We start from the raw sequence: 23,962 nt of genomic DNA, 5'->3' as shown, positions 1-23,962 counted from the left end.
GTCGGTATTTTAATCAAGGATGTTTTATGACGACGTCAGTGACGAACGATGCAAGAAACTATCAGGAACGTGTGATACCGTTTAATGCAGGCGATGGCTTTCCGCTTAATTTAATCAATGTCCGCCACGCTTCAGAAGCTCCCACCAAAGGTCCGGTTTTATTAGTACATGGCGCGGGCGTGAGAGCGAATATCTTTCGTGCCCCGGTTGAGACGAATATAGTTGATGCGTTAGTCGCAGAAGGTTATGACGTTTGGTTAGAAAACTGGCGCGCCAGTATCGATTTCCCAGAAAATGAATGGACGCTTGATCAGGCGGCGTTATACGATCATCCGTATGCGGTGAAGAAGATCATTGCGGAAACGGGTGTAGAGAGTATCAAGGCGATTATCCATTGTCAGGGATCAACCAGTTTTATGATGTCGGCAGTCGCAGGCTTGGTGCCAGAAGTAAATGTGATAGTGAGCAATGCTGTGTCCTTGCATCCTATTGTTCCTTCATGGTCGGCGTTTAAACTCAATTGGATGCTGCCTATGGTGGCGGCGATGACCAAGTACCTCAATCCACATTGGGGGATTGAGGCGCCTACGGTTCCCGCAAAATTCATTTCTGCACTGATTAGCCTCACCCATCATGAATGTGATAAGCCAGTCTGTAAGCAAGTGAGTTTTACCTATGGCAGCGGTTTTCCAGCCTTATGGAGCCACGAAAATTTAAATGAGGCGACTCATGGTGATTGGTTGGTTCATGAGTTTGCTGCGGTACCGCTGACTTTTTTCAAACAAATCACACGCTGTGTTCGCGCAGGACATCTTTTGTCTGCACAAAATTTCCCCGATTTACCGACTAGCTTTGTCGCTCAAGCACCTAAAACAAAAGCGCGGTTTGCGTTTTTTGCAGGCGCTGATAATTTATGTTTTTTACCTGATAGCCAGATCAAAACGCATGCTTACTTTGATGGCTTACAAAGTAATTATCATAGCCTGCATGTGTTACCCAACTACGGTCATCTTGATGTGTTTATAGGACAGCATGCCGCGCGCGATACTTTCCCCTTAATTCTCGCTGAATTAGATAAAAATTAAAAAAACTAGGAGCTATTTATGTTTGGTATTCCAAAACGCATTAAAGACTACATAGGCCGATTTGCTCTCGTCGATGGTATTCCATTTAAGTTACCAGTTGGTGCTGTGAATTCACCTGCCTTGATGGCGGTTTTTCCTATCGACGCGGAGAAAGCCAAAGATTTTTTGCCTGCAGGTATACATCCCATGCGCCTGTGGACTAAGGGATTGTTGGTGGTCACAGTGATTGATTATCGTGAAACGCCGATTGGCAAATACATAGAATACAGTATCGCAATCGCTTGTACGCATGGCGCTAAACCTGCACCACGATTGTTGCCAGCGATTTTTATGAAATGGTTTAACACGGGGCAGTACGTCGTTGATTTGCCGGTATCTTCAGAAGTATCTGTGAAAGGTGGTAAAGGTATTTGGGGTATGCCTAAACACCAAGGTCATTTGAATTTTAAAATCGACGAGCGTACCGTTAGCAGTCAATACGACTTGGATGGAAAATTGGTAACCTATGTAGAAATCGACAAACCAGCTAACACTTCGTGGCCGATCAAGATGCAAGCGTCGAATTATTGTTCGTTTCGCGGTATGTTGATGAAATCGGATATTTTTCTCAATACGAATTTTGGTTTCAATTTATTTAGTAAGGCCAAAGCGCGATTTGTGATTGGAGACCATCCTCGTTTGCAAGCGATGAAAGAACTAAATATTGGCCCAGCGATGGCGACAATTTATTTGCCATCGATTACGGCGATTTTGGATGATCGCATTGAAAGTTGGTTTCTTACTTTTGATCAATTACCTAAGAAAGCACCTGAGGGTTTTGAATCCGTTATTAATCTGACTCAAAGTGAAGCTTGGTTATCACCGCCAGACGCTCCTATTCCACCACAATAAAAATAGAGACAATTTATGGCTTTAGCACATATTCCGCAGGGCGCCGCTGGTGATCAGGTCTTGCCAGTTACCCGAGCCTTATTGCTTCCAGGTGGTGGTTTGCGTTTATCTTATGCCGCTGGTGTATTAACAGAGATTTTCGCTCGTGATTTGCGATTTCAGTTAATGGATGGAACCTCTGGAGGCTCGCTAAATTTAGCGATGTTGCTGTCCGGCTTACACGTTGAGGAAATATGCGAGCGTTGGCGAAGCCTGAAAATGCGTCATACGATTTCCTTAATGCCGCTCTTGAATTACCTATGGCCACCGCAATTTGTCGCGGCCAGTTCAGCCAAAGGTTTCAGACAAAAAGTGTATCCCCATCTCGGTATCGACTTTGAAAAAATCCGCGCAGCATCTGGCGTGCAGGGAAGTTTTAATGTCTGTAATTTTGGCAAAAAAATGAATCAACTGATCTTGCATCAAGATATGACTGAAGATTTTTTGTTGGCAGGCATGTCTTTGCCCGGTACTTTGCCACCAGTGACGATCAATGATGAAGTTTTCCTGGATTCTGGTTTTATTCAAGACGTCAATTTGCTGGATGCCGTCAAACGTGGTGCCAATGAACTATGGTTGATTTGGATTATGGGTAATATCAAACAGTACAGGAAAAATCCGATCAACTTATACGTGCAAATGTTAGAAATGAGCGCTAATGGCGCTTTGATTAAAGAGCTACTGCAAATTAAAGAAATCAATACCCGCATCGCCAACGGCGAAACCGTGTATGGACACAGTAAGCCAATTACCTTGCACATGATAAAGCCCGCGCAGCCGTTGCCGCTAGATACGGCGCTATATACAGGTAGCATCACACATACCCAATTAATCAGTATGGGGAAAGCAGACGCTAGGCGTTACTTTGATCAGTTCGAAGCACAAGGGCTGGCTTTCGAGCCTGAGATTCTTAGTATGAGCGTATAGCTGAGACTATCTGGTATGTCGCTTGTTCTGGCGCACATTCTGGATGATACTAGTGGGTGATTGTAATCTAGCCATTGAAAATTCGTCCTAAGTTTCGCAATAATTCGGTTATCGCCGAAATTTCTGCTGCATTGCAAGATATAATTAAGGGAAATTCCTACTTCCCTTATTTATCTTCACTTTATCTCTCATTCATCATCATGCATTACCTGTCTACCCGTGGTTACGCAGCATCTACTGATTCATCTGTTCAATTTTCTGAAATCTTATTAGGTGGTTTAGCGCCTGATGGTGGTTTGTACTTGCCTAAGGCTTACCCACAAGTTACGTCTGAAGAATTGAATGCTTGGCGCTCATTGAGTTATGCCGATTTGGCCTTCGAAGTCTTGCGCAAGTTTGCGACCGATATTCCAGAAGCCGATTTGAAAGCGATTACGGCCAAGACCTACACGGCAGAAGTCTATAAAAATGCACGTAAGGATGAGTCGGCTCAGGCGATTACACCTTTGCGTACTTTAGAAGAAAAAAATGGTAAGAAGCTGGTTTTGCAAGCTTTGTCGAATGGTCCAACCTTGGCATTTAAAGATATGGCGATGCAATTGCTGGGCAATTTGTTTGAGTATGCGTTGGCTAAAAATAATGCGGAGTTGAATATTTTTGGCGCGACTTCGGGTGATACTGGCAGTGCCGCTGAGTATGCTATGCGGGGCAAAAAGGGCATTCGTGTTTTTATGCTGTCACCACATAAAAAAATGAGTGCATTTCAGACAGCTCAAATGTTCAGTTTGCAAGACCCGAATATTTTCAACATCGCAGTAGACGGCGTATTTGATGATTGTCAGGATATGGTGAAAGCCGTATCGAATGACTTGGAATTTAAAAATCGTCAAAAAATTGGTACCGTTAATTCGATTAACTGGGCACGCGTGGTGGCGCAGGTGGTGTATTACTTCCGTGGTTATTTGGCCGCGACTACTAGCAATGATCAACAAGTATCTTTCACCGTGCCATCGGGTAACTTTGGTAATATCTGTGCCGGTCATATCGCGCGCATGATGGGTTTGCCGATTGCGCAATTGGTGGTGGCAACTAATGAGAACGATGTACTTGATGAGTTTTTCCGCACCGGTATATACCGCGTCCGTAAATCGGCTGAGACTTATCACACTACTAGTCCTTCCATGGATATTTCTAAGGCATCCAACTTTGAACGCTTTGTTTACGATTTGTTAGATGGCGATACGGCTCGCGTCAAAGCGCTATTTAAGAAAGTAGAAACAGAAGGGGGCTTTGATCTGTCTGGCGCGTCTGGCAGCGACGGCGATGAGTTTAATAAAATCGCCCAATTTGGTTTTGCTTCTGGTAAGTCGGTCCATGCAGATCGTTTGCAAACCATACGTCGAGTTGAAAAGGAGTATGGCATTACTGTCGATACCCATACCGCCGATGGCATTAAAGTTGCACTCGAACATTTACAAGACAATGTCACGATGATCGTATTGGAAACCGCCTTGCCAGCAAAATTCAATGAAACCATACAAGAAGCATTGGGAAGAGATGCTGAGCGTCCGTCGGGCTTTGAGAATATCGAGAGTTTGCCGCAACGTTTTGAGGTAATGGGAACCGATGTGGCAACGATGAAAGCCTTCATCGTTCAGCATACAGGGCTGTAAAAGGGCTGTAAATACGACATGATTCACAAGACGGATAGTTGACATGGCCACTATCCGTTTTTTTATTTTTATCCTGATTCGTCATATTGGTTATGACAGCAAATCGAATTTAATCAGTAGGTTCGCTATCGACCAAGTTATGCGATGCCATCGCTAGAGGAATGGTGAAATAAAACACCGAGCCTAGCCCTTCGGTGGAAGTAAATCCTATCTCGCCCCGCATTCTTTGCACCATTTCTTTGGCAATCGATAAACCCAGACCTGTCCCTCCCTTTTTGCGAGTGCTGCTGCTATCGACTTGAGAAAATTTCTTAAATAATTTGGCTTGTGCCTCTTGGGGAATGCCTTCGCCATAGTCCTGCACAGAGATTCTTAAATGCGTCGCTAATGGTTCTAGACGTATTTCAACTTTTCCCTGCGCTTTCGAGTATTTCGCCGCATTCGATAATAAATTCGAGAGTATCTGTTGCAAGCGTAGTGGATCAACCATGACCCTACAATTGGGCAGCGTATCAAGAACGAGAATCTCTACTTGGTGTTGTTTTGCAAAGCCGGAGTTACTTTCAAGTGCTTCTTTGATTAAAGGCATCAGTGCGTAGGCCTGAATGTCGAAGGACATTTGACCTGCGACTAACTTATTCATGTCGAGTATGTCGTTGATGATCAGTGCTAACTGCTGTCCGTTTTGAAGTGCAATTCGTATCATCCTACCCAAAGAATCCGGCAGGCTACCAAATACACCGCCCTCGATTAATTTTAACGATCCTATGATTGAAGTTAAGGGCGTGCGCAATTCATGACTGACGATGGAGACGAAATCGCTTTGCATTTGTTCTAATCGTTTTCTTTCGCTGATATCGCGAATCACGATAATTAATTCTGTTTCTTCTTTTTGTTCGGTGGCAGAAATACTAAATTCAATATGGATGGTATTGCCTTGCTGATCGACGACACTACTTTCAAGCCTGAGACAGGGGATTTGGCTGGCGCCGTAATCCCTTACGTCCCGCACGTAGTCATCAATTTCTTGTGCAATTTTTAGTGACTTATAGTGCTCATCGTTGAGACTTTGGCTGAGAATATCACTGTTATCGCTCAAGTCACCAAGGTGCCCAATGCCGCTAAGTAATTGAAGAAAATTCGTGTAACGGAACTCAGCGACTTGTGTCGCACTGAGCTTCCAAATTGCAATTGCCGCAGGATTGATAGAGCGTAAGTCACCATTTAATGTCGTGCTCACTATGCCTTCCGCAACATTGTCTAGTATGGTCTGCGTGTATTCGGCGCTACTATGCAATTGTCGTTCTGCGGCGATGCGACGGCTGATGTCTACTGCTTGAAGAATCCAATATTTTTTCCCTAGTTGCTCAGGCGCGATTAAGCTAATACTGAGTTGACATGACACCAAACGTCCTGTCCGGTGGCGCAAATCTAACTCGAACTGTAGGTGGGCTTGGCCTTGAGCTATCCAACGTTGTTGCAAGTTATCTATACCGAGTTTGCTGGACAATCGATGTGGTGGAACATGTAGCAAGGAATGATCATCGTAACCCAAGATGTCGCACAACATAGGATTGACGCTAATCCATTTGCCATTTTCATCTATCAATGCCATACCTTGAGGCGCTGCATTGAATACACTTAGAAACCGTTGTTGACTTTCATTCAAAGCAAAGTAAGTTTGCGTCTGGCGATGATAGGCAGCAAAAATACGGACGAGTAAGAATCCCATGAACGTAGCGAATAACCATCCTGCGGTTCTTTGTAAGTTACTGAATATATTTCCCGTTTCCTCATCTTGTAAGCTGGTGTAGAGCACTACATCACGGCCTGGGAAATTCAATTTCGTGATAACGCCATTGTTATTTTCTAATTTGTCACCACGGTTGTTCGCCTTGACTAAGGTGCCGACGTTCAGACCGGTGCTAGGCGCTAGATTGCTATAAAGGCTAACGGACGCCTCGCCATGGTCCAGATCAATGAGTGCAAAATTAAGACCCAGTGCTTGTGCTCTTTGCTTGGCTGACTGGAAGATCTGATCGGCATCGAGGATGCTGGTAATCAGCCCCCAGTAGGAGGTGTCTTCTAAGAAGACGGGAACTCGATAGGCGAGGGCTAAACCGCCTTGTTTTAATTGAAATGGCCCTACCAGTGCCGGTCGTTTGCTTGAGATGATCTTGTTGATGACAGGCCATTGTTCCGGCACATCAGGAAAATACAGTCCGATGACCGATTCATTTCCCTGAATTGGAAAAATATGTTGTATCCGATTGCCGGGTGCTAATGTGATGTTGCGGATACCTCGTTCGTTTTTTTTTAGCTGTCCCAACCAAGGATTGATCTCTTGAATTTGGTAGTTACCATTTTTTGCCTGTATGAATGCAACCAAGCCTGAAGCTAGGTGAATCGTGGCATTTAGTTCTGATTCAATAATGGCTCTGATTTCACCAGAATAGCTACTCAGTTTTTGTTGACGTATGCTGGCTTGACGACGTTGACCTTCAAAAATAATGAGTTCAGTGGCGATACCCGTGCCTAAGAAAACGATTAGAGGCAATAGCCGTCCTAATAGGCGGCGTCCCACCGATTCGTGGTCAAGAAAATGAAAAGTGGGAATTGGCATTCTTCGGTATCCCTTTGGGATCGTAATCAGTTCGCTGTGGCTTTTCTGATTCTACTTGGAATTAGGACTATTGACATGAGATTTAGCCCTTGCGCTCGCGCTCGACTTTGTTTTACTTCGCTCATTTGTCGGACTAAGCCCCGTTTTGTGCAGTTTGTCTCAAAGCGCTGCTGCTCATAAAGGCTTTCATTTAAGCTTGTCTCATCAAATTAACTGTCACGGCTTATGGAAACTTAATGAGATTTGCTGTGGCTTCTAGCAATTTATCGATACTTGTCGAGACTTATTGAGACTTAGTTATGAGGGGACACATCATGTTAGACATTATTCAGGTCGTAAAAAAATTCGGTAAAGCGGTTGCGGTGGATGATCTTAGCTTGAGCCTGTCGCGTGGCGTGGTCGGTTTGATTGGTCATAACGGTGCTGGTAAAACCTCCTTAATGCAAATGATCGCTACCTTAACCAAACCCACCAGTGGTCAGATCATTTTTCAAGGCGTGGATATTGTGAAATCGCCAGATGCGATTCGCCAACGCCTTGGTTATTTGCCGCAAGATTTTGGTGTTTATCCTAATCTTAGTGCGCTGGAGTTTATGCAATACTTTGCCGCCTTAAAAGCAGTACGTGATCCTGATCGTATCCGGCATTTATTAGAGTTGGTTAATTTGACCGAGCATGCACACCGTTCTGCTGCTACATTTTCTGGTGGTATGCGCCGACGTCTGGGGATCGCGCAAGCCTTGTTGAATGATCCTGATATTTTGATTGTGGATGAACCGACAGCTGGACTTGATCCAGAAGAGCGCCTGCGTTTTCGTAATTTGTTGGCGGAATTGGGACAGGAAAAATTAGTGCTCATGTCAACTCATATCGTGTCTGATGTTGAGAGTGTCGCGAGTGAGTTAGCTATAATGCGTGCGGGTAAATTGATAGGCTTTGGTACGCCAGAGTCTATGATAGCGCAAGCCCATGGACAGATTTGGAGTGTGCAATTAAGTAATGATGAGTATGAAAATTTGCGCCATCAAGTACAGGTACTGCATGCGCAACGACAAGGCGACATCATGCATGTGCGGATCGCACATCCACACTCTCCACATGCACGAGCTCAAATGGTCGTGCCTAATTTGGAAGACGCTTTGATGGCACAACGCTACTCTCTGCAAGAGGTGGCATGATGCGCGATACTTCATCACTCCTTGTCACCAGAGCCGTCGCTGCAACGGGTTCTATTGCATCCAATACTTCCAATGCCAGTCGGAAAATGAATTTCATCTCGCATCTGCATTTGATCCGTGTCTTATGTGCTAATGAAGTGCGCTTGCGTATGCGCCGTATCAGTAGTTTGCTGGCAGTCATCGCGATGATAGTCATTAGTTGGAGCATGATCGTTGATCCAAAAACGGGATCAAGTCTAATGTCGATTAATCATGCTCGTGTGCTCTACACCAGTTCAGCACTGGCCATGGGTAGTGCGAGTTTGCTGAGTTTTGTCTTAGCCGCGATTAGTTTTTATTTGGTACGCGGACGTATTATCGAGGACATACGTAGTGGTATCGGTGCTGTGATTGCTTCGACACCCGTCAGTAATACTTTGTTTTTATTCAGTCGCTGGCTGGGTGGTGTGGCGTATATCTTGTTGTTGATTATGGTGGCCATGTGTTCAGTGATGTTGTTACAAGTGCTACGTGGAGATGGGACGGTACAAGTTTTGATTTATCTGCAGACCTATTTGTTGGTTCTCGTACCGATGATTTTTTCTGCGGTTGGTGCGGCTATCTTGTTTGATAGTACGCCGTTTTTGATGGGTAAGGCTGGCGACGTGCTGTACTTTTTTGTATGGATTTTTCAAATTTCTTTGGTGTCAAAAATTGATGATCTGAGTGGTGGTTTTTCGTATTGGCTTATGTGGGACTTTAGCGGTTTGGTGACCACAATATTTACTTTGAAAACACATTTGATGACTAATAGTTTTTCTTTGGGAGCCAGTAGTTTTGATCCAGCTATTACGCCGATTACTTTGCCAGCGATGATGTGGACCACGGATATGATTCTGACGCGCCTTGGGAGTGCTGTGATTGCTTTGAGTGTTGTTGGTTTAGCGATCCCTTTGTTTCACCGCTTCTCACCTGATAAAGTGAAAGCATCACATGCAAAAAAACGTCGTTCTCCCTTAGAGATGTTGAATGTCTGGAGTCGTCCTTTGGCCAAGCAGGTGCATCCATTATTTTTATGGTCGGCTAAAGCTTCCGGAATGTTGGGGCAGGTCATGAGCGAGGTGGCTTTGAGCTTGGTCAGTGCACCGTTTTCTATTTTGGTGCTGATTTTGGTCATCAGTATCTCTGCGTTGATTAACTTATCTGCTTTGCCCGGTTTGGGTTTGTTTGCGGTGGCCTATTGGGGCGTGATGATGAGTGATGTCAGCACCCGCGATTATCAATCTGCGATGGAGTCGATGACGGCAGCGGGGCGTGGTGGTGCTGATTGGCGTTACATTAGACATTTTATGGCGAGCGTTACTTTGGGCTTAATGTTCGTGGGAGTGATCATATTTCGTTTAAGTTTTATTTCTCCGGTGCAGGCATTGGCTTTATTCGTCGGCATTTTGAGTATGAGTGCCGCCGCCAATTTTTTAGGAAAAACTTCTAATACGCCTAAAACCTTTATGTCTTTGTATCTGTTCACTTTATATTTGTCGACGCAAGCACCTAAAGTGCCAGTAATCGATATTTTTGGACTAAATGCTGCAGCCACTATGACGAATATTCTGCAGCAATTTGGCGTCGCTTTAGTCGTTGGTGTCGCAGGATTGTTTTATCACCGTTGGAAACTCTCGTAAAAATGAAACTTTGTTGGCGCAAGGGCGAAGTGGAGGAGAGTCGAGCAGAGTAGGGCATAGTGAAGTAAATATCGTAAAATGCAATTAATTTTAATGTTATAAGAACATTGTCTAAAAAGGTCGATGTTTGCTCACTATGTTTGAACTTCGTAAAACACCTAGAATTAATGTGACTTGGCGCGGCACAATCAACATGGACAATGCAAAACTTGTGCCTATAAAAATTATTAATGTCGGTAGCAGTGGTTTTTTGTTTTTGTGCCCTAAAGCTTTAATGGCCGATCGGGAGTATTCCTTAAGTGTGGAAATTCCAAACATCGATAAATCCTCGAGCATGCAGTATCAGGTGGACTGTGTTGTGGTACTAACGCACAGCGTCTTGAGTGGGGAACAATTCAGAATAGGTGTGAAATTCGTGAGCATCTCTAGTATGCACCGTGATTTAATCAATGCCTGGGTGTCCTTGGCCAGTAAGTTTGATCCTGATTAAGATTCTAGAGTCAAGTAAGTAATCTATCCGCCAGCTGATAGCCAGTTGAAAGCCAGCAGATGCAGGCTTTTCCTTGTCCCTATCCCGTATAAACGTTAAAATGGCCATGTTTTGGTGCTCGCGGACATAATCATGTCGGCGGTTAAACGGGAAACACCATGCAATTGCATACGTGTGCTGCCCCCGCAACGGTGTACAAACGTCTGATCTTAATTGAGATCATGTAGCTATCTTGTTAATCACTGTGCTTTGCATGGGAAGGTGTGATGGTGAGGTTTGTCAGCCCGGATACCGGCCAAGACAAGTGAAGTATGACGAACGGGAAGGTTCGGCTATGAATTCTTGGCATTGGTTTTCAAACAAAGCACGTAGTTAATATCAAGCAGACTGAGTGCAAGCTCAGCTTCCACCACTTTCCATACTTTGTATTCAAGCAGCCAACGGGGACGTCGGCAGCTTGCAACTAGCTTGGGCAATGAGCAAGCATCTCACGCCCGACTTATTTTTTTGAATTTATCATGATCCAACAATCCAAACCCCTTGTGCTCAGCCTCGCTGTGGCATCTTGCTTCATTTCCGCCCCGACTTTTGCAGGTGCTGACAATAGTAGTGATAATGCGGTAGCAGACGTATTGATTACTGCCACACGTCAAGTACAGGCTGCCAAAGATGTGCTGGCCGATAACGTCGTGATCAACGCAGAACAAATCATGAAATCCGGTGCGACCAGTATCGTCGATTTGTTGCAACAACAGCGTGGTATTGAAATTTCTCGTACTGGCGGTGCCGGCTCCGTGTCATCTATCTTTATCCGCGGCGCTGCTAACGCGCAAAGCGTGGTATTTGTGGATGGCGTGCGTATCGGCTCTTCCACTTTAGGCGGTGCGACTTGGAGCAGCATTCCTTTAAGTCAAATCGAACGTATCGAGATCGTCTATGGTCCTTTGTCCAGCTTGTATGGTGCGGATGCGATGGGTGGTGTAATTCAATTATTCACCAAAAAATCCGGCCCTAAGGCACGTACTAGTCTAAGTTTTGGTGTAGGTAGCGAAGGCTTGCGTAAATGGGAAGCGGGTGTTTTTGGTTCCTCAGAAAATGATTTTCAGTATGGATTTAATACTGCCAGAGAAAGCACTGACGGTTTCTCGGCATCCAAGCCAGGTGCAGGTACTTATACCTACAATCCAGACCGTGACGGTTATACGCAAAAAAGTTTCAATGGTAATTTGTCTTGGAAAATCGCGACAGATGTTAACGTCGGCGTGAACTTCGTTCAAAGCACCTTGGACGTGGATTTTGATGCAGGCTTAGGTTACCGAGATCGTGGTCAGCAAAAATTCGATAATATGGTGAGCTTCATTAGAACCAAGTTAGCGAGCAATTGGAATTCCAGTTTGCAATTTGCCCGTACGAATGATCGCGTATTTAGTGATGCATCCTATGGCAAGAGCCAGGCCGATACGAAGCAGAGCGGCTGGACTTGGCAGAACGATGTGAGCTTGGGCAAAGACGTTTTGCAATTTATCGTTGAAGATAGAAAAGAAGATGTGCGCACGGATACCAAGGGTCTTGGCGGCAAGCGTGATACTAGATCTTTTGCTGTCGCCTATGTTTTGAAATCCGATGCGCATCAAGCTAGCCTTAGTGCGCGTCAAGATGATAGTAGCCAATACGGCAAGCATAATACCGGTAGCCTTGCGTATGGCTATCATTTGAGTGATGTATTACGTGTGAACGCCAGCTATGGCACGAGTTTCCGCGCACCGACTTTTAATGAATTGTATTACCCAGGCTATGGTGTCGCATCGAACAAACCTGAAGTCGGCAAAAACGCTGAAATCGGTTTGTATTACGATGACGCGGTGACGCAGATCAGTGCCGTCTACTACGATAATAAAATCACCGATTTACTGGTCAACACCAGTCCTTGTCCAGTTGAAAAAGCGACTCATTTGTATGGATGTGCATTCAATGTGAATAAGGCGCGTTTGTCCGGTTTTACAGTCGGTGCATCAACTAAAGTTGCCCAATTCAATTTGCGTGCAACGGTCGACATTCAAGATCCTAAAGATGAAACGACAGGCAAGCGTTTGGCGCGTCGTGCTAAACAGCATGCGAGTTTCGGTATCGACTATCGCATGTCTGATCTGAGCTTGGGTTTAGAAACTGTTTTGTCGAATGAGCGTTTTGATGATGCGGCAAACAAAATCCGTTTAGCCGGTTATGGCATTGTGAATTTGGTCGCGACTTATCAGGTGGCAGCAAACTGGTCGATATTGGGGCGTTGGAATAACATCGCGAATAAAGACTACGAGCTCGCGAAAAATTATCGTACCCCAGGTTCAAATTTCTACTTGGGTTTGAATTACGGATTTAAGTAATAAATCAAACCAGCGAGTGCTCGTGCCTATAACAGGCTTATGACGTGCTCGCTGATCGCTTGGATAAATCGGCCTGTCATGATAAGTACGTAAAAGTAGATCTACATTAAATAGGGTTGCGATGGCAATTGCAAACGCACAGAAACGTGCCGTGTCTTTGTTAGTGGGAATGGGCTTGCTGTCACTAGCAAGTTTGATTTTTGCTTGTCTGATAGGTTCGGTGACTTTATCACTGACAGAATTATGGCAGGCGCTTGCTGATTTGATACAGGGGCAAAACAGTACACTCGCAAGTAGTGTGCTTGATCTGCGTTTGTCGCGCGCGCTTTCCGGTTTTGTGACCGGAGCCAGTTTGGCGCTAGCAGGCGTCTTGATGCAAGCTCTATTACGAAATCCTCTGGCAGATCCTTATGTGCTAGGACTCTCAGGCGGCGCATCCGTAGGCGCTTTGGCGACTATCTTATTTTTTGGATTGGGTATTTGGGTTGATGTAGCTGCATTTGGTGGTGCGACTGCGGTAGCGGTTTTATTGTTTGTCCTCGCCTATCGTGATTTGCGTGGTTCCGGTAGTTCCGAGGGAAGTGCACCTTTGTTGCTTTTGACGGGCGTTATCGTGGCTGCCGGGTGCAGCGCTTTGGTGACTTTATTTTTATCAATCGCACCAGATAGTAGTTTGCGTGGCATGGTGTTTTGGATGATAGGTGATCTGTCGAATACTCAACCGCGCTATCTATCTTGGATAATTTTGCTACTGGTGCTTGGCATGGTGATGAAACACGCCAGATCGATTAATGTCGCCGCCATGCATGCGGATAATGCGTCAACCTTGGGCATACACATCGGGCGCTTACGACAGTTACTTTTTGTGTGTGCCGCTTTGTTGACAGCGAGTGCAGTGAGCTCTGCTGGTAGTATTGGTTTTGTGGGTTTGATTATTCCTCATGCTTGTAGATTTGCTTTGGGGCCAGACCATCGTTTATTGGTGCCAGTTGCTAGTTTGGCTGGCGGAACTTTTCTGGTGATTGCGGATGCCTTAGCGCGTACCGTGGTCGCGCCGCATCAATTGCCGGTTGGTGTGATCACTGCATTAATCGGTGTGCCTGTATTTTTGATGCAATTGCATCAGTTGCGGAGACCACGATGAGTTCGCAAGCGCTATTGAAGACACAAGCTTTGACTTTGAAGGCTGGTGAGAAACTCTTATTAGCCGATCTGGATTGGCAAGTGCTTGCAGGCGAATGTTGGTGCGTGATTGGGCGTAATGGTGCTGGTAAAAGTAGCTTGTTGCGATGTCTCGCTCGATTGCGTGATAGTCAAGGTGGATGCATACAGTTAAATGGAAAAGACCTACCAAGCTGGGGTATAGAAGCGCTGGCACGCGAACGGTCTTTTTTGTCGCAATCACGAGTGGATGCTTTTGCTTATCGAGTGATCGAAACAGTGCTAAGTGCGCGCCATCCCTATCACGACACGCATTATTGGGAGTCAACACAAGACCATGCAATTGCTATACAAGCTTTGCGTTTATTGGATGTCGAGGAGTTGGCGCAACGTGATGTGCGCAGCTTATCTGGCGGTGAGAGGCAAAGAGTCGCCATCGCCGCTTTGCTAGCGCAAGATGCACGATTGATGTTGCTGGATGAACCTGCCAATGCGCTTGATCTGAGTCATCAAGTCAGCGTGATGCGCTTGTTAGCAGATGAATGCGTGGGAAAAAATAAAGCAGTGATTATGGTCAGTCATGATCTGAATTTATCCTACGGTATCGCAACGCATGCCTTATTAATGATGCCGGGCGGTGAATATCTCTCTGGCGCTAAAGAGCAAGTGATGACAGCACAGAATTTGAGCCTCTGTCTTGGACATCCTATAGAGAGTTTTGTGCATGGCGAACAAACTTTATTTTTGCCTAGCGTCAAGTAACACAAGTTGAGTAGCGCAGGTTGAGTAGCGCAGGTTGAGTAGCGCGGTGTCGATTTGAAACGAACATAGACAACGTAAAAATGAAGAATGGTGGCAGAATTCAGGAGTGATTTGTATGGCAGGTAAGCTAGTTTCAACAGGAAGTTTTGCACCGATAGTCATGGTGTCAGCGATCGCGTCTGGTCAGGGCAAAACAACGGTGACCGCCGCTTTAGCACGTCATTTACGTAATCAAGGAAAACGCGTTCGTGTTTTTAAAACGGGCGCGGACTTTATCGATCCTATGGTTTTAGCACAAGCCTGTGGTACGCCTGTATTGTCTTTGGATTTGTGGTTGTTAGGCTTGCCAGCTTGTCGTCGTTTGTTGGCGCAAGCGGCGGCCGAGTCCGACATTGTTTTGATCGAAGGTGTCATGGGTTTATATGATGGCACGCCATCGTCAGCAGATTTGGCGAATGCATTTGGAGTGCCTGTCATGGCGGTCGTTGACGCCTCTTCGATGGCGCAGACTTTAGGGGCGGTGGTACTGGGTCTGCGTGATTATGGCCCGGTCAAGATGGCTGGTGTAATTGCTAATCGCGTTGCTTCTGCTGGACATCTGCAAATGATACAGAGTGCTTTGGGGGAAATTCCTTTGCTGGCTAGTTTGCCGCGTCAGGAGAAAGTTCTGCCCGAACGACATTTAGGTTTGGTGTTGCCCGACGAAGTCGCCAACATCGATGAGTTACTCGATGAGTTGGCGGCTCAAGTGCAATTGCAAGAAGATATATGGACGAACTTGTTACCGAGTCATTTCAAGGAAGAAGAACTGCAAGCGCTGAATTCACCTGAGCTACCACGTTTGTTGGAGCATAAAGTCATTGCGATTGCGCGTGATGCTGCATTTGCTTTTCTTTATCCGGCAAATGTCACTTGTTTGCAAGAGATGGGCGCGAGCTTGGTCTATTTTTCGCCCTTAGCCGATGAAGCAATACCTGAACAGGCCGATGCGGTGTATCTACCAGGTGGTTACCCCGAATTGCATGGAAAAATTCTCAATGAGGCGCAACGATGGACTACCTCGATACGCGCTTTTCATGCTGCCCAAAAGCCCATATATGCCGAGTGTGGTGGGATGTTGAGTCTGGTAGAAAGCTTAAGCGACACCACGGATCAAACGTGGGCATTAGCCGGATTATTGCCCGGTAAAATCACCATGCAAAAGCGACTTGCGGCTCTCGGTATGCAGTCGATGAATACGCCATCAGGTGAGTTGCGTGGACATACTTTTCATTACTCTAAATTTGAAACCAGTTTCCCTGTCGCGGATTGGACTATCCGTCAGCGCGACCAACAACAGGGTGAAGCTATTTATCGCAAACAAGGCTTACACGCGTCGTATTTTCATGCTTACTTTCCGTCCAATCCAGTCGCTAGTGCCGCTTTCTTTTTGCCGCAACTGTAACAACATCAATTTCAAGTGATATCAGCATGAAAATTCAAACTCTGATGGTGCAAGGTACGACTTCGGATGCGGGTAAAAGTACCGTGGTTGCAGCGCTTTGTCGTTTGCTGCAACGTGAAGCTTGTCGTGTAGTGCCAATGAAGCCGCAAAATATGGCACTCAATAGCGCCGTGACTGAAGATGGTGGCGAAATAGGTCGAGCTCAAGCGCTGCAAGCGCAGGCCGCAGGCTTGGTGCCACATACAGACATGAATCCGATTTTGATTAAGCCCTCATCAGATACCGGTGCGCAAATTATTGTTCATGGCAAAGTGCGGGCGGATATGGATGCCCGTGATTATGACCAATATAAAACGGTGGCGATGTCAGCGGTGTTGGAATCATATGCCCGTTTGCAAGCGCAATACGAGAGCATCATTGTAGAAGGTGCGGGTAGTCCGGCAGAAGTGAATCTGCGAGCACGAGATATCGCCAATATGGGATTTGCTGAAGCCGTGGATTGCCCCGTTATTTTGGTGGCGGACATTGATCGAGGTGGTGTGTTTGCCCATTTTTTAGGGACTTTGGCTTGTCTGTCAGAGTCTGAGCAAAATCGGATTATTGGCTTTGTCATTAATCGCTTTCGTGGCGATATTAGTTTGTTGGAGCCGGGTTTGAAATGGCTAGAGCAGAAAACAGCTAAGCCTGTGCTGGCCGTTTTGCCTTACTTGCACGGACTGATGTTAGACGCAGAAGATGCGATACAAGTGAAGCAAAGTAGCACAGGTAAATTTCGTGTGATTGTGCCAGCGATTCCCCGCATCGCCAATCATACCGATTTCGATGCATTACGGGCGCACCCCGATGTTGATCTGCAATTCATAGGACCGGATCATCCGATTCCTGCTGCCGATCTGATTATTCTGCCGGGCAGTAAAAACACCCGCAATGATCTGGATTTTTTGAAACAACGTGGTTGGCAGCAAGTTTTAGAAAAACATCTGCGTTACGGCGGAAAAGTAATAGGCATTTGCGGTGGTTATCAAATGCTGGGTCAAATCGTCAGTGACCCACATGGCGTGGAAGGTAAGGCCGGCGAATCCGAAGGTTTAGGCTTGCTTGATATTACAACTGAGCTCACAAAAGAAAAACGCTTACAGCAAGTGCAAGGCGTATGTGCGTTTGGTGATATCCCTGCTGCGCGGGTTAGTGGCTACGAAATTCATATGGGTGTGACTTATGCCAGTAGTGACACATTGCCTGCGTTTATTATGAGTGAAGGCGAAAAGAGAGAGGAAGAAGGCACGCGCTCTCCAGATGATCTGATTTTAGGAACGTACTTACACGGCCTATTTGATCATCCAGAGGCCTGCCAGGCAATACTGAAATGGGCAGGTTTGCAAAGTGATGTGACTGTTGATTTGAATGCCTTGCGCGAACAGAGTATTAATCGGGTGGCGGATGCTTGCATCCCTCTATTGCAAGCTTTACGTCAATTGCCCTGATCCTCAATTCCCGTTGGTCTAGACTTGGTTTTTTCATTTTGTAATGATATGGCCTTGCCTGTTGTCATCCATCGCAATTTTTTCAGGACAAGGTATAATCCGCGCCTTAATTATTTACCCTAATTATTTGCCTTGATTCTTCGCTCCCAGGTTTCGACCACATTCATTTAAGTCTGGTAAGCGTAGTTAAATCTCATGATGCGTCGAGCTTAGGTGCTTTGTGCCAAAGGCACAGTAGTTCGTAGCGAGCGATAGATAAATGTGCGGCTAGAGTGCTTGTTTTTTGCTTTAAGTTTCATTTTTTGCTTACTTTGTTGCATTCTCATTAGGTTTTGTATCAAAGTGTTTCCTTTAGGGTATCGTGCTGAACTTTCTTGGGAAACCCTAAGTCGAAGCACCATCATTAATCATTTTTGGTATTTATATGTCTTTAGCATCAACTCAATTTCGTTTAGCTTCAATTCCTCTGGCGCTTATGTTGGCGTATGGTTCAAGTGCTATGGCACAGCAAACTACTACGGAAGTGGAGGCGAAACCAAAGCAGGCAGTGCCAGCAAAACCTGCAACGCCTGCGAAAACTGCAACGCCAGCAGCACAAGCAGCACCTGCAGCTCCAACGGCAGTACAAAAAGTTGAAATCAGCGGTGCCAAAGGTTACGACGAACGTCGTCAAGATACCGCCAGCAAGATCGTCGTTACTCAAGAAGATATCGTTCGCTATGGCGACACCAATATTGGCGATGTATTGAAGCGTCTGCCAGGTGTGACTATCGGTGGGGTACAAGGCCGTGGTGGTGCGATTCGCATGCGTGGCTTGGGCGCTGGTTATACTCAAATTATGTTGAACGGCGAACCTAGCCCTCCAGGATTCTCGCTCGATTCTTTGTCGCCAGATAATATTGAACGCATCGAAGTGATACGCGCAGCGACCGCTGAACTGAGTACGCAATCGATTGCTGGTGCAATTAATATTGTATTGAAAAAAGCGATCGTTACGGCACAACGTGAGTTGAAATTAGGTGCGAGTGAAGAAAATGGCCATTATGGTGCGAATGCTAGTTTGCAGCTGTCCGATAAGGTCGGCAAAATGTCTTATTCAGTCTCGGGAAATTTAACCCATGGCGAGTTTGGTCGTCCCGATAGCAGCACTGAGGTGCGTACCGATGTTGATCCAAATAAAAGTTATGCGCACGCAAGTAAAACAGAGAGCCAAGGGAAATTTCAATCAATTGGCATCTCACCGCGCATAAACTGGATGTTGGAAAATGGTGATGTCTTAACCTCACAGAGTTTTTTAAATGTGAATCGTTTTACGAATCGTAATGTGCAGTCGACCGTCACCAATAAGACGAATGACTATTTAATTTTGAATGAGACTTCAAATAATTCTTCCGATAGTACCTCGATCAGAACTAATCTCAATTATGTGCGTAAGCTAGCTGATAGTGCGAAATTGGATATGCGTTTTGGTGCCAACTATAACCAACGTGAAGGTGAAAACGATTCATTAGGAACGTCGATTGGTCAAACGCTTAATCGTACTTATCGCTCAGAAAGCACCGATAATGGATTCACTTACGGTGGTAAGTATACTGCACCATTTGTAGAAGATCATGCCTTGGCGGCAGGTTGGGATGGTGGCTTTAGTAAGCGCAGTGACTCATCAAAACGCAATGATGTACTGACTGGTAACGGGCCAATCAGAGCAAATAATACGGATGAAACTTACAGCGCTGACGTAAATCGCTTAGCCCTGTTCGTGCAGGATGAATGGAATTATTCCAAAGCCCTGTCTATTTACGCTGGTGTTCGTTGGGAAGGCATCGACACGACAAGTGCAGGAAGCGCTTACAAGGAAATTAAAAATCGTTCTAGTGTCTTAAGTCCGATTTTGCAGACACTGTATAAGATCCCTGGAAGTAAGAATGATCAGGTGCGATTGGGCATTACCCGTACTTACAAAGCGCCCGATACGGGACGATTGATTCCTCGCCTTTTCATCAGTTCGAATAACACGGAAACTAGCCCTGACAGTCAAGGTAATCCGAATTTGAAACCGGAATTGGCGTGGGGATTAGACGCCGGTTTTGAGCATTATTTAACTGACGGCGGAATTTTGAGCGTGAATTTCTTTATGCGCAGAATAGAGGACTTTACACTGACTACGATTGAAAAATATATCAATCAAAATGGTGAGTCTCGCTTCGTCTCTATGCCGACGAACTCTGGTTCTGCAAGTACACGTGGAGTAGAGTTTGATGCTAAATTCCCTTTACGCACATTAATCGATGACGCACCAGCAATTGATTTCCGCGCGAACTTGGCATTTAACTCATCCAAAATCAGTTCTGTGCCAGGACCGAATAATCGTCTGGACTCACAAACGCCAGTCAGTGCCAACTTTGGTATTGATTATAAATCGGACGCGTTGCCTTTGACCGTGGGTGGTAATTTGAGTTTTCAAAACGCAGGTCTGGTGCGTATATCAGGGAATCTAACTAACTACGGTATTCCTAAACGCGTTTTGGATGTGTATGCATTATGGAAATTTGATAATAAGACTAATTTACGCGTCGCTTTAGGCAATGCTTTGCATCAGGATAATATCTCCTCTAGCACTTATACTGATGCATCCGGCTCTTTGGTTCGTACTAGCAAATCACCAACTAACGTGGCGGTGCGTGTGAACTTGGAACACAAATTCTAAGTTGGAAACAAGTTCTAAGCTAAGCTAATAATAATGCCGCAGGAGAGACTAGCTCTGTTCTGCGGCATTTTTTGTTTTGACTCATTACGCAAAATGAGTGCTTGTCATTTATTCCCACGCGCGCGACACATAGGCGGTAAATGTTGCTTCTCTACGGTAGTGCGGTTTGAACCTTTAATGACCATCTTCTCTGGTGCTTCTGCATCTGCGCATACCCATGTGACGGGTACTACGGGCGCGTCTTCGATGACCGCCGGACGTAAAGTTAAAATGCGGCCTTTCAATGCGCCATTGGCTCGATTGCCGAAAGTGATGTGGATTGCGCCGTTTTCTACCGCGACGCTTTTTACTAGATTACTGACGATTTTATCGGGCACTGGGATGCCGGCGGCAGCGTTATCGACTGGCATAATTTGCTCGGTTTTCCACGCTATTGCTATCGGCGTCTTCGCCACTTCCGTTAATGGCATGGTAGATTCAATTTGTTCTCGGATGATTTTGAAGAAATAAGAAGGCAGCGCAATCGCAGCTAAGATCGCAATGATGGCGACGGCTACCATCACTTCTAGTAAAGAGAATCCAAGAATTTTTTTCATATTGTTTAGCTCGGTGTTTAGTCTGCGCACTAAAGAGTAGAAGAGTAGCTGCGATTCTAACAAGGAATTAACACCAGCAACAGAATTGTTTCTAGGATGCCGCAGCGCCTTTGAAGTGCTGGCGTTTGAGTCGGTTCCAGAGATTTTTGTCTATAGAGTTTTCGCTTAAGTGGACTATCCATCCGAGTGTGATGCCTTTATCATAGCGTTTTTCCAACCTCACAATAAGAGCAAGAGACATGAAAAAAATGAATACCGTTGTATTGATTAGCGCGCTGTATTTGATCTCAACTGCTACCTTGGCTCAGCAAATTACTCCCACCAGCGCAGTGACAGCAAAGAAAACCTTTACTATCGAAGTCGAGGCGCAGCGCACCGCTGCTAAAGATCAGGCTAGAACGAATACCTGCTGGAATTTCGCGACGGCGTCTTTTATGGAGAGTGAAGTCGTGCGTTTGGGCGGCAAATTGATTGAATTGTCTGAAGTATTTGGTGTGCGCCACGCTTATCCACTGAAAGCAGATGCTTATTTGCGCGTCCAGGGTAAAGCTACGTTTTGGGAAGGTGGTAATAATCACGACGCCATGGAAATGTTACGTCTTTACGGTGCGGTTCCTAAAGTCAATTTCACAGGTTTGAAAGAAGGCGAAACTCGTCTTGATCATGCAGAGTTGGCGTTGACGTCAAAAGCTTTTCTGGATGCGGTGATTAAAGGTGGTCGCCCAAGTAAATCTTGGCGCGCCGCGTTTAATGGCATTTTAGATGCGTACATCGGGAAACCACCTGAAAATTTTGTATTCGAAGGCAAGGTATACACACCGCAATCTTTCCGCGATCAGGTGTTAAAGTTAAAACCGGAAGACTATGTAGAAGTGACAAGCTTTAGCCACCACCCATTTTATCAACGTATGCGCCTAGAGATCCCAGACAATTGGTCGCACGATAGCCGTTATTTGAACGTACCGTTAGCAGATATGGAACGGATTATGACCAATGCTTTGACTAAGGGTTTTACTATTTCTTGGGGCGGCGATACCAGTGAAAAAGGCTTTAATGTCAAAGAAGGCTATGCGATGTTAGAAGACGAGAGCGGTGAAGTGACGCAGGCCGCTCGTCAAGAAGCTTTTGATGATTGGCGTAGTACCGACGATCACAGTATGCATATCGTCGGATTGAGCAAAGATGAAAAAGGTAATCAATTTTTCTTAACCAAGAATAGTTATGGTCGTAGTAGTGGTCCCTTCGAAGGCCATCTGCACATGAGTAAAAATTACGTCAAGATGAAGACGATTTATTTCATGGTTCACAAAGATGCTATTCCTGCGGACATTCGTAGTAAAGCTGGGATCAAGTAACTACTAAAAACTACTAAAAACCCGCACCGAAGAGCTGTATCGGCGCGGGTTTTATTTCGCACAAAGCCGTATTTTTCCTATGCGCCTTCCTCATCTTGACGCGATAACTCAAATCGCTCTTGCGTTGCCGCTTCATCGCGTTCGCCAAATGCATAGTTGGCCTCTAGCCACATGACATTAATAATACCAAAAGCCAGCGCCAGTCCTATCCCTAATATCCAGTTGAAATACCACATATAAACTCCTAATTTAAATTAATAAGCAGAGTGCTGATGCTCTACGATGTGCTGCTCATCAATCTTGCCTCGCATGACGCGGTAGATCCAAGCGGTATACATCATGATGATCGGTAAGAAGATCACGACCACCCAAAACATAATACCCAGACTCTTGTGGCTAGCGACGACATCCCACGCCGTCAAACTGCTGTTCGGATTGATAGACGACGGCATCACAAACGGAAACATGGACAAGCCTGCCGTCAGAATGATGGCCGTGACAGCAATTCCACTGGCGATAAATGCACTGACAGCGTGACGGTGTATTGTGAGAAAGACGCTGGCGAGTACGGCGCTGAAGGCAATAGTGGGTACGCACCATAACCAAGACCAATGCGAATAGTTATCTAGCCATGCACCATTCGCACGGCTGACTATTTTTGCGACAGGCATAAATGCGGAGTTGGTATCCGGCATACTCAGAATGCGGAATCCTTCTACCTGTTTGGCAATCACTAAACCACTAACCGCAAAGCAAATGACAGTCACACCCGCTGCAATGATCAAACTATGCCTAGCACGCTGTGCCAATGCACCGTTGGTTTTAGTGATCAAAAATGCCGCGCCATGCATACACAGCATCGCCACGCTCAAGACTCCTGCCAGTAAGCCAAATGGATTAAGCAATTCTATGAGGCCACCTTGATAAGCAAGTCGCATATCGCCATCGTAGTAGAACGGCACGCCGAGCAATAAATTACCAAAGGCAATGCCAAAAATCAGTGGCGGTACAAAGCCACCTACAAACAACAGCCAATCCCAAGTTGCGCGCCAACGAGTGTCTGCAATTTTGCTACGGTAATCAAAACCCACAGGGCGAAAGAATAGTGAAAATAAGAGTAGCATCAAGGCCACATAAAAACCCGAAAACGCCGCTGCGTAAGCCAGCGGCCAAGCTGCAAATAAAGCGCCGCCTGCGGCGATGAACCAGGTTTGATTGCCTTCCCAAGTTGGCCCTATGCTATTGAGCATAATGCGTCTTTCCACATCATTTTTTCCTATGATGGGTAAAAGCATACCGACGCCAAAATCGAAGCCATCCATTAAAGCAAATCCAATTAGCAGTACCGCAACGAAGCCCCACCAGATAATTTTGAGTGTTTCATAGTCAAACATACGATGTCCTTTTTTTAAAATTCAACTTTAGTATAGGCTTAACCTCTAGCCTCAGAAATAGGATCGCTGCCATTGAGTTAAGGATATAAAATTGTAGGGCGGGTGCAACCC

At 45.6% G+C, this 23,962-nt stretch carries 18 protein-coding genes and 1 riboswitch; of the genes, 14 read left to right on the top strand and 4 right to left on the bottom strand.

What is annotated here, in order from left to right; all coding sequences use genetic code 11:
- The first annotated feature begins 26 nt into the window (after positions 1–26).
- The 4 genes from ACFFJH_RS14370 to thrC all read left to right on the top strand — a co-directional run bounded on the left by ACFFJH_RS14370 (position 27) and on the right by thrC (position 4,615).
- On the top strand, positions 27–1,085 hold the full coding sequence (locus ACFFJH_RS14370; protein WP_390213552.1) for an alpha/beta hydrolase family protein: 1,059 nt from the start codon (positions 27–29) through the stop codon (positions 1,083–1,085).
- An 18-nt stretch (positions 1,086–1,103) separates the two neighbouring features.
- On the top strand, positions 1,104–1,976 hold the full coding sequence (locus ACFFJH_RS14365) for an acetoacetate decarboxylase family protein (RefSeq protein WP_390213551.1): 873 nt from the start codon (positions 1,104–1,106) through the stop codon (positions 1,974–1,976).
- 15 nt (positions 1,977–1,991) lie between these two features.
- Positions 1,992–2,942 carry a patatin-like phospholipase family protein gene (locus tag ACFFJH_RS14360; RefSeq protein WP_390213550.1) on the top strand — a complete coding sequence of 317 codons (951 nt, stop codon included), beginning with the start codon at positions 1,992–1,994 and terminating at the stop codon, positions 2,940–2,942.
- Between the two features lie 200 nt (positions 2,943–3,142).
- Positions 3,143–4,615 (top strand): threonine synthase, encoded by a 1,473-nt coding sequence (gene thrC / locus ACFFJH_RS14355; protein ID WP_390213639.1) that lies wholly within the window; start codon positions 3,143–3,145, stop codon positions 4,613–4,615.
- A 109-nt stretch (positions 4,616–4,724) separates the two neighbouring features.
- On the opposite strand, the gene ACFFJH_RS14350 is transcribed toward thrC, so the two are convergent.
- Positions 4,725–7,238: an ATP-binding protein gene (locus ACFFJH_RS14350; protein ID WP_390213549.1), complete on the bottom strand. Its 2,514-nt coding sequence runs from the start codon at positions 7,236–7,238 to the stop codon at positions 4,725–4,727.
- A gap of 314 nt (positions 7,239–7,552) precedes the next feature.
- On the opposite strand from ACFFJH_RS14350, the gene ACFFJH_RS14345 reads away from it, so the two are divergent.
- From ACFFJH_RS14345 to ACFFJH_RS14305, 9 genes are all read left to right on the top strand, one after another.
- The gene (locus tag ACFFJH_RS14345) at positions 7,553–8,416 is read left to right on the top strand and encodes an ABC transporter ATP-binding protein (RefSeq protein ID WP_390213547.1); all 864 of its coding nucleotides are present in this window, start codon (positions 7,553–7,555) and stop codon (positions 8,414–8,416) included.
- The gene (locus tag ACFFJH_RS14340; RefSeq protein WP_390213546.1) at positions 8,413–10,077 is read left to right on the top strand and encodes a hypothetical protein; all 1,665 of its coding nucleotides are present in this window, start codon (positions 8,413–8,415) and stop codon (positions 10,075–10,077) included. Before ACFFJH_RS14345 ends, ACFFJH_RS14340 begins: the two co-directional genes overlap by 4 nt.
- 136 nt (positions 10,078–10,213) lie before the next feature.
- Positions 10,214–10,567: a PilZ domain-containing protein gene (locus ACFFJH_RS14335; protein WP_390213545.1), complete on the top strand. Its 354-nt coding sequence runs from the start codon at positions 10,214–10,216 to the stop codon at positions 10,565–10,567.
- A gap of 95 nt (positions 10,568–10,662) precedes the next feature.
- A riboswitch (cobalamin riboswitch) is annotated at positions 10,663–10,881 on the top strand.
- Positions 10,882–11,085: 204 nt separating this feature from the next.
- Entirely contained in the window at positions 11,086–12,948 is a 1,863-nt protein-coding gene (locus ACFFJH_RS14330) for a TonB-dependent receptor domain-containing protein (protein WP_390213544.1), read from the top strand.
- 121 nt (positions 12,949–13,069) lie between these two features.
- A complete protein-coding gene (locus ACFFJH_RS14325; protein ID WP_390213543.1) occupies positions 13,070–14,092 on the top strand; it encodes a FecCD family ABC transporter permease in 1,023 nt (340 codons plus the stop codon).
- A complete protein-coding gene (locus tag ACFFJH_RS14320) occupies positions 14,089–14,871 on the top strand; it encodes an ABC transporter ATP-binding protein (protein ID WP_390213542.1) in 783 nt (260 codons plus the stop codon). Before ACFFJH_RS14325 ends, ACFFJH_RS14320 begins: the two co-directional genes overlap by 4 nt.
- 115 nt (positions 14,872–14,986) lie before the next feature.
- On the top strand, positions 14,987–16,315 hold the full coding sequence (locus ACFFJH_RS14315; protein ID WP_390213541.1) for a cobyrinate a,c-diamide synthase: 1,329 nt from the start codon (positions 14,987–14,989) through the stop codon (positions 16,313–16,315).
- Between the two features lie 26 nt (positions 16,316–16,341).
- Complete coding sequence (locus ACFFJH_RS14310) at positions 16,342–17,799, top strand: cobyric acid synthase (RefSeq protein WP_390213540.1); 1,458 nt, start codon at positions 16,342–16,344, stop codon at positions 17,797–17,799.
- A 424-nt stretch (positions 17,800–18,223) separates the two neighbouring features.
- Positions 18,224–20,506: a TonB-dependent receptor plug domain-containing protein gene (locus tag ACFFJH_RS14305; protein WP_390213539.1), complete on the top strand. Its 2,283-nt coding sequence runs from the start codon at positions 18,224–18,226 to the stop codon at positions 20,504–20,506.
- 104 nt (positions 20,507–20,610) lie between these two features.
- Here ACFFJH_RS14305 and ACFFJH_RS14300 read toward each other — a convergent pair whose 3' ends face one another.
- Positions 20,611–21,102 carry a pilin gene (locus ACFFJH_RS14300; RefSeq protein ID WP_390213538.1) on the bottom strand — a complete coding sequence of 164 codons (492 nt, stop codon included), beginning with the start codon at positions 21,100–21,102 and terminating at the stop codon, positions 20,611–20,613.
- Positions 21,103–21,341: 239 nt separating this feature from the next.
- Here ACFFJH_RS14300 and ACFFJH_RS14295 point away from each other — a divergent pair, with 239 nt between their 5' ends.
- The gene (locus tag ACFFJH_RS14295) at positions 21,342–22,457 is read left to right on the top strand and encodes a C1 family peptidase (RefSeq protein ID WP_390213537.1); all 1,116 of its coding nucleotides are present in this window, start codon (positions 21,342–21,344) and stop codon (positions 22,455–22,457) included.
- 77 nt (positions 22,458–22,534) lie between these two features.
- On the opposite strand, the gene cydX is transcribed toward ACFFJH_RS14295, so the two are convergent.
- On the bottom strand, positions 22,535–22,693 hold the full coding sequence (gene cydX / locus ACFFJH_RS14290; protein WP_390213536.1) for a cytochrome bd-I oxidase subunit CydX: 159 nt from the start codon (positions 22,691–22,693) through the stop codon (positions 22,535–22,537).
- Positions 22,694–22,711: 18 nt separating this feature from the next.
- Positions 22,712–23,851, bottom strand: coding sequence for a cytochrome d ubiquinol oxidase subunit II (gene cydB, locus ACFFJH_RS14285; protein WP_390213535.1), 1,140 nt, complete (start codon positions 23,849–23,851; stop codon positions 22,712–22,714).
- Between the last annotated feature and the right edge of the window lie 111 nt (positions 23,852–23,962).

The organism is Affinundibacterium danionis (genome assembly GCF_042432465.1).
Taxonomy (GTDB): domain Bacteria; phylum Pseudomonadota; class Gammaproteobacteria; order Burkholderiales; family Burkholderiaceae_D; genus Undibacterium; species Undibacterium danionis.
The sequence above is the reverse complement of the archived record's forward strand: the minus strand, read 5'-3'. Positions and strand labels throughout refer to the sequence as shown.